The organism is Arthrobacter sp. CC3 (genome assembly GCF_039907775.1).
Classification (GTDB): domain Bacteria; phylum Actinomycetota; class Actinomycetes; order Actinomycetales; family Micrococcaceae; genus Arthrobacter.
The window spans coordinates 22,852-29,263 of record NZ_JARCCY010000052.1 but is presented as its reverse complement, the minus strand read 5'-3'; the positions used below and the strand labels follow the sequence as shown (position 1 = coordinate 29,263).

Sequence of the window (6,412 nt, the reverse complement as noted above, 5' to 3'; positions counted from 1 at the left end):
CACGAAACGAAATTAACAGGTCAGGCCAGCGATTAAAAGACCCCTTCACCGAAACCTAACAAAGTACTACTAGGCGACGTTCCTCGGACAGCGGACAATGCTGCCTGGCCCCCCGTTATCACCGGTTCAACTGGGCCTTGGGAGCTCGGGAAGCGAGTCCACGAGGTTGGTCTTGGCTTGCGGAGGATGCATATCTTCGGAGGCGAAGGGCTGGAGCCAGTTGTAATACACATTGGTATGAATTCACCGATGGATGTACTTTTGTCCTATGGAAACGCTCACTCAGGCTCCCGTGCTGGCAAGGTTCGGCTACGCGGTCTCTGACCCTACCCGCGCCCGGATCCTCCTGGCACTCTCAGAGGCCCCGTCCTATCCTTCGGATCTGGCCGACTCTCTGGGCGTGTCGCGGCAAAGCATGTCCAACCACCTGACGTGCCTGCGCGGGTGCGGACTCGTCGTCGCTGTCCCGAACGGCCGTCGCAGTAGGTACGAGCTCGCGGATGGACGGCTGGGCCACGCGATCAAGGATTTGATCGGTGTTGTCCTTGCGGTGGATCCCGCTTGCTGCGCGCCGGACGGGGAGTGCTTCGCATGACGACTCTCCTCCACACGCCGACGCCGGAACGTCGTGCGGTACTGAGTCTCAGGATCCGGCTGTTCGCTGCGGCGACGATCACGTACAACCTCGTCGAGGCGGTGGTGGCCCTCTGGGCCGGCGGTGTCGCGGACTCGTCGGCTCTGATCGGGTTTGGACTGGATTCGGTGATCGAGGTCGCGTCCGCGCTGGCGTTGTCCTGGCAGTTTTCAGCCAAGGACCCTGAACGCCGTGAGCATCTGACGCTGCGGATCATCGCGGTGTCCTTCTTCGCCCTCGCGGCATTCGTGACCGTGGATGCGGTCAGGTCCCTGACCGGAGGGGGAGAGGCCCGGCACTCCACGCCCGGGATCGTGATCGCGGCCTTGAGCTTGGCGATTATGCCGGTGCTGTCCTGGGCCCAGCGACGCGCGGGGCGGGAACTTGGATCCAGGACAGCGGTCGCTGATTCCAAGCAGACCCTGCTGTGCACCTACCTTTCCGCGGTGCTGCTTGTTGGACTGGTCCTGAACAGTACGCTGGGCTGGTGGTGGGCGGACGCGGGCGCCGCGCTGGTAATCGCGGGTACCGCCGTGCGGGAAGGCATCAGCGCGTGGCGCGGCGACGTCTGCTGCGCGGTGCCGAACGCCGCCGCTACCGCCCACGGCTCCGACACGGACGACTGCTGTGCACCGCTGCCTGCATCCGCAGACAACTCACCTGAAGTACAGGCGCATTCGGTAGAAGCCAAGGACCCTCACGACGATACTATATCCGGGTCGGGCTGCTGTGCCGGATGTGACTCCGGGAACCGGCCGCAGCCGTTGACGCTGAACACCCGCCGGGAGGACTGATTGATGGGGAGCGGGCACGACCACTCGACCGATGGCGCCGGTGGTCCCAGCCATCGCGGCAAACTGATCATTGTTTTCGGCATCACCTTCACGGTGATGGTCGCCGAAATCATTGGCTCTGTCCTGGCCGGAAGCCTGGCGCTGTTGGCGGACGCCGGGCACATGTTTACCGACTCGGCCGGGCTGCTGATCGCGCTGATCGCAGCCTCGCTGGCTTTGAAACCTGCGACCTTGAAGCGGACGTGGGGGTACAAGCGCGCCGAAATTATCGCGGCCGCCGGGCAGGCGGCCCTGCTGTTGGGTGTGGGCGGATTTGTCATCGTCGAAGGCATCCGGCGGCTCTTCGAACCCCCGGAAATCGGCGGGTCCACCATGCTGTGGTTCGGCATCATCGGCCTGGCGGGCAACGCCATAGGCCTGATCGTCCTGGCCTCGGGCCGGAACCACAACTTCAACATGAAAGCAGCCTTCCTCGAAGTCCTTAACGACGCCCTCGGGTCTGTCGCTGTCATCGTCGCCGCGGTCGTCATTGCCCTCACCGGTTGGACGCAGGCCGATGCTGTCGTGTCTCTGCTGATCGGCGCTCTGATCATTCCCCGCACCCTGAAGCTGCTCCGCGACACCACCGACGTACTGATGGAAAACGTGCCCCGGGGCCTGGATCTGGGTAAGGTCCGCGAACACATCCTGGCCCTGCCGCACGTCATTGACGTCCACGACCTGCACGCCTCCCTTGTCGCCTCGGGAACACCGGTCCTCTCGGCCCACGTCACCGTCGAAGACCCGTGCATGCGGGACGGCCACGCCGCGGCCATTCTCGCGGACCTGCAACGCTGCGTCGCGGAACATTTCGACGTCAGCGTCGAACACTCCACCTTCCAGATCGAACCCGCCGCTCACCGCGACCAGGAAAGCATGCCGCACTAATGACACCAGCACCACCGACAGCACCAACTCCCGCAGACACCGTAAGGAAGGTCCGCACGATCCTCTGGATCCTGATCGGTGTCATCATCGCCACCGGAGTGATCTCGTACGCCGTGTTCACTGCCACCGAACCAGCACCAGAAGCCGTGCAGCCCGCCGCCGACGCCCAGCTCGTCCGCGAGGACAGCCACCGCGTCACCACCCCGGCGACCGAAAAGGCCCAGCTCGTCGAATTCCTGGACTTCGAATGCGAATCCTGCCGCGCGGCCGCGCCGCTAGTCGAGGAACTGAAAAAGGACTACGGCGACCGGATCACCTTCGTCCACCGCTACTTCCCACTGCCGGTGCACCGGAACTCCGGCACCGCCGCCCTCGCCGTCGGGGCCGCTGCTCGGCAGGGCAAATACGAACAGATGAACACCAGGATGTTCGACACCCAGCCGCAGTGGGGCGAAAAACAGGACTCCCAGGCCGCCCTGTTCCGGACCTACGCGCAGGAGCTCGGCCTGGACCTGGAAAAATACGACGCCACCGTCGCCGACGAAGCCACCAGGGACCGGATCCGCAAAGACGTAGCCGACGGCGCCGCCATGGGCGTTACCGGCACTCCCACGTTCTTCCTCGACGGCCAAAAACTGACGCTGAACACTGAGGAACAATTCCGGCAGTTGCTCGATGATGCCGCAAAATAGTCCGGCCCCGCGCGAGAGCAGTGGCCGGGCCGTGAGTGAACCGGTCCAGGCCGCGGACCTGACCCCGGCCGCCCAGGATTACTTGAAGCTGATCTGGTTCGCCGGCGAATGGACTACGGAGCCGGTCACCATCGGCGGACTGGCGGAACGGCTGCGCCTGACCGCGTCCACGGTTTCCGAAGCGGTCAGCAAACTCGCCGGCCAGGGTCTGGTCACCCACGCCAAATACGGCAGCGTTGAATTGACGGCGGCCGGTCGGGAATATGCTGTGCTCATGGTCCGCCGGCACAGGCTGCTGGAGACGTTCCTTGTCCGGGTCCTCGGGTACGGATGGGACGAAGTCCATCTCGAAGCCGAAGTGCTCGAACACGCGGTCTCGGAGACCACGATCGCCAGAATAGATCAGCTTGCTCGGGCACCCTGCCCGGGACCCGCACGGCGATCCGATCCCCTCCCGGGACGGTCAGGCCCACCGGCCGGAAGCCGTCCAGCTCACCTCGGAGACGGCCGGCCGGCATGTCATGATCAGCCGGGTGTCGGACGCGGACCCTGCCCTGCTGCGCTACTTCGCGAGCCTCGCGCTCACCCCGAACGTGGAGCTCACTGTCAGAGACCGGCCGCCGTTCGCGGCGGGCACGACGGTGCGGGTAGCCGGACAGGACCTGGACATCTCCCTGGGTGTCCAGGCATCGGACGCCTTGTGGGTCGTGCCCCGCAAAGAGCAGGGCTGACAGCAACCGTATAGTCACGTCTGGGGCCTGGTTAGGACTGGCCGGTGATCGTCAGGACGATCAGGACACAGTTCAGTCCGACGATCAGCGTCGCGCTGGTCCACCCCGCGATCTTCAGCGGCGTGGAGTCGGTGTGGATTCCCATCACATCCCGTTTTCCGGTCAGCCGGATCAGCGGAATCAGGGCAAACGGTATCCCGAAGCTGAGCAGCACCTGGCTCAGCACCAGGGCGAGGGTCGGCTCAATGCCTGCGCCGAGGATAATAAGAGCCGGTATCAGCGTAATCACCCGCCGGGTCAGCAGCGGCACCCGGATCTTGAGCAGACCGCCCATGATCGTCGCCCCCGCGTAGCAGCCCACCGAAGTTGATGCCAGGCCCGAAGCGAGCAGCCCGATCGCGAACACCACGCCGATCACGGGGCCGAGCGCTGATGTCACGGCGGCGTGAGCGCCGGCAATGGTGTCCGTTCCCTCGATACCCCGCAGGCTGGACGCGGCCAGCAGGAGCATCGCGATGTTCACGACACCGGCCAGCATCAGGGCCCCGGCCACATCGAAACGCGTGGCACGGATGAGCCGGGTTCGTACCGCGGGGTCCTCGGAGAAGCCGTGCCTGTCCGTGGCCAGGGCTGAGTGCAGGTAGATCGCGTGCGGCATCACCGTCGCGCCGAGCATGCTGGCCGCGAGCAGGACCGTGTCTGTTCCCTCAAAACGGGGCACAAGACCTGACAGGGCACCTCCGGCATCCGGGGGATTGACGAATAGGCCGGAGACGAACCCGACGGCAATGACGCCGAGCAACACCAGGATCGCGTATTCGAAGGATTTCTGGCCGCGGGCGGACTGCAGCGCCAGCAGCAGCATGGACGCGAGCCCGATGATCAGGCCGCCAGCGAGCAGGGGAAGCCCGAAAAGCAGGTTCAGTGCGACGGCACCGCCGATAACTTCTGCCATGTCCGTGGCCCCGGCGACAACCTCCGCCTGGACCCAGTACAGCCGCCGACGGCGGGTCCCCAGTCGCTTGCCGAGAATTTCCGGGAGGCTGAGACCCGTCGCCACACCCAATTTGGCCGACTGGTACTGTACCAGGACCGCCATGGCATTCGCGGCCACTAGCACCCAGACCAGCAGATAGCCGTAGTTCGCCCCGGCGGTGAGATTCGCCGCGACATTTCCCGGATCCACGTACGCAATGGCGGCCACAAAGGCCGGCCCCATCAGCAGCAGCCGCGACCAGCGCCAGTTCGTGGCCGGGCGGGCCGGGACAGTTGTGGTGGTCATCGTTGTTCCTCGCCTTCGGGGTCCTGTTAGGACGAGGATAGCGTTAATTTAGGCATACCGAAAAGCAACATTTCGGGAGGCCACACAGGCCGGCTATAGGTATCTGCGACTATCGGTCGGGCCGCCCATCCCGTTCGCTCGGCTTAGGCCGCGGTACCGGGCAGACGTCCGGGGCTGTACCGTGCGACCGTGCCAGCGAGGGAGGCGACCGGCCATGAGCACGACTGAACCGACGCCGACATTGAAGAGCACAGCGGACCATGCCGACAGGGCAGCCGACGCTTCCGCAGCCGTCACGATCATCGCCCCGTACCCGATCGCTGAGGTGATCCAGAGAGCGCCGCCAGCTCGGTCAGCCAATATTCGTTTCCCCTAAGGAAGTAGGAATGACCGCTTTCGGTCCATGATTGGAGAATGCGGGCCAGCCCTGGGAGCCACTCGATAGGCACGGACCCGGTCCCCGAGGTTACAGCAACCCCTCAGAAGCCTCTGCCAGTTCGTACGGCGCGAATCTGTCAGTGGCGGGAGGGTCGGCTCCGTGCAGGTGAGGGTGCCGTGTCTGAAGACTGACCGTAGACGAAGTGGGCCTAGGGTCAATGATGAACAGGGAGCAGACCCGGGAGTTGGACGCGCAGACCTCAATCAGCGAGCTGCTCGACGAGCCGATCTGCGCCAAGTGCCTCCAGCTGTCGTTGTATCCGGCTTCGCCCCGGTGACATCCGCCGCGTGTCCTGAGCCGCCGGCATAATCCTCGTGCTGCGTCCTTGAGTAGGTCTGAATTACGACCTGACAGCCCACTGGGAGGATTGGACCTTGCCCGGTGCAAAGTCTGTAGTGTCTTTCGTTCTCGCCGCCGTCGCTGAAATCGGGGGCGCTGGCTGGTCTGGCGAGCCGTGCGGAAAGACAAAGCGTGGTGGTGGGCCCTTGGTGTCATTGCCCTGGGGATTTATGGTTTCGTTGCCACGTTGCAGCCCGACGCCCACTTTGGCAGGATCCTCTCTGCCTACGGGGGTGTTTTCGTCGCAGGTTCCCTGGCGTGGGGCATGATCTTCGACGGTTTCCGACCTGACCGCTGGGACATCATCGGGTCCGTCATCTGTTTCGTGGCTGTGGCTGTGGATTATGTTCTCGCCCCGTGGCTCCTGATTCGGACATACCTAGAATTGTCCGCACGAACGCTGGCACCTGGTAACGCAAATCTGGGTGCCCGGTAACGCGTGGACCCACCGGCCGCAGGAGGAGTGAGGCGAGACATGGAGCACCCGATGGATTAAGCCTTCGGACCTGTTGCGTGCATGTAATCGTCGATGGCCCTTGTCCCGCTGGCGCCGAGGACGCGGCGGCCTCGGAAT

The 6,412-nt window shown here is 64.3% G+C and carries 6 protein-coding genes and 2 pseudogenes; 7 read left to right on the top strand and 1 reads right to left on the bottom strand.

The features are described 5' to 3' along the window. Positions 1-268 precede the first annotated feature (268 nt). The 6 genes and pseudogenes from PV761_RS21420 to PV761_RS21395 all read left to right on the top strand — a co-directional run bounded on the left by PV761_RS21420 (position 269) and on the right by PV761_RS21395 (position 3,778). Entirely contained in the window at positions 269-595 is a 327-nt protein-coding gene (locus tag PV761_RS21420; RefSeq protein WP_347899620.1) for a winged helix-turn-helix domain-containing protein, read from the top strand. Further along, complete coding sequence (locus PV761_RS21415) at positions 592-1,428, top strand: cation transporter (protein ID WP_347899619.1); 837 nt, start codon at positions 592-594, stop codon at positions 1,426-1,428. The genes PV761_RS21420 and PV761_RS21415 overlap by 4 nt, the downstream gene beginning before the upstream one ends. A gap of 3 nt (positions 1,429-1,431) precedes the next feature. After that, the gene (locus PV761_RS21410; RefSeq protein ID WP_347899618.1) at positions 1,432-2,355 is read left to right on the top strand and encodes a cation diffusion facilitator family transporter; all 924 of its coding nucleotides are present in this window, start codon (positions 1,432-1,434) and stop codon (positions 2,353-2,355) included. Next, positions 2,355-3,047, top strand: coding sequence for a thioredoxin domain-containing protein (locus tag PV761_RS21405; protein WP_347899617.1), 693 nt, complete (start codon positions 2,355-2,357; stop codon positions 3,045-3,047). The genes PV761_RS21410 and PV761_RS21405 overlap by 1 nt, the downstream gene beginning before the upstream one ends. Continuing rightward, positions 3,031-3,408, top strand: a pseudogene (locus tag PV761_RS21400) (metal-dependent transcriptional regulator); the annotation flags it as partial. The gene PV761_RS21405 and the pseudogene PV761_RS21400, both read left to right, overlap by 17 nt. Before the next feature lie 46 nt (positions 3,409-3,454). Further along, complete coding sequence (locus PV761_RS21395) at positions 3,455-3,778, top strand: FeoA domain-containing protein (RefSeq protein WP_347899616.1); 324 nt, start codon at positions 3,455-3,457, stop codon at positions 3,776-3,778. 31 nt (positions 3,779-3,809) lie between these two features. On the opposite strand, the gene PV761_RS21390 is transcribed toward PV761_RS21395, so the two are convergent. Further along, positions 3,810-5,060, bottom strand: a complete 1,251-nt coding sequence (locus PV761_RS21390) for an Nramp family divalent metal transporter (RefSeq protein WP_347899615.1) — start codon at positions 5,058-5,060, stop codon at positions 3,810-3,812. Positions 5,061-5,873: 813 nt separating this feature from the next. Here PV761_RS21390 and PV761_RS21385 point away from each other — a divergent pair. Continuing rightward, a pseudogene (locus PV761_RS21385) lies at positions 5,874-6,206 on the top strand (YnfA family protein). The last annotated feature ends 206 nt before the right edge of the window (positions 6,207-6,412 follow it).

What these genes read in the sequence shown, in the direction of transcription:
- PV761_RS21410 (WP_347899618.1), top strand. Translation starts at nt 1,432, where the DNA reads ATGGGGAGCGGGCACGACCACTCGACCGATGGCGCCGGTGGTCCCAGC.
- PV761_RS21390 (WP_347899615.1), bottom strand. Translation starts at nt 5,060, where the DNA reads ATGACCACCACAACTGTCCCGGCCCGCCCGGCCACGAACTGGCGCTGG.
- PV761_RS21405 (WP_347899617.1), top strand. Translation starts at nt 2,355, where the DNA reads ATGACACCAGCACCACCGACAGCACCAACTCCCGCAGACACCGTAAGG.
- PV761_RS21420 (WP_347899620.1), top strand. Translation starts at nt 269, where the DNA reads ATGGAAACGCTCACTCAGGCTCCCGTGCTGGCAAGGTTCGGCTACGCG.
- PV761_RS21415 (WP_347899619.1), top strand. Translation starts at nt 592, where the DNA reads ATGACGACTCTCCTCCACACGCCGACGCCGGAACGTCGTGCGGTACTG.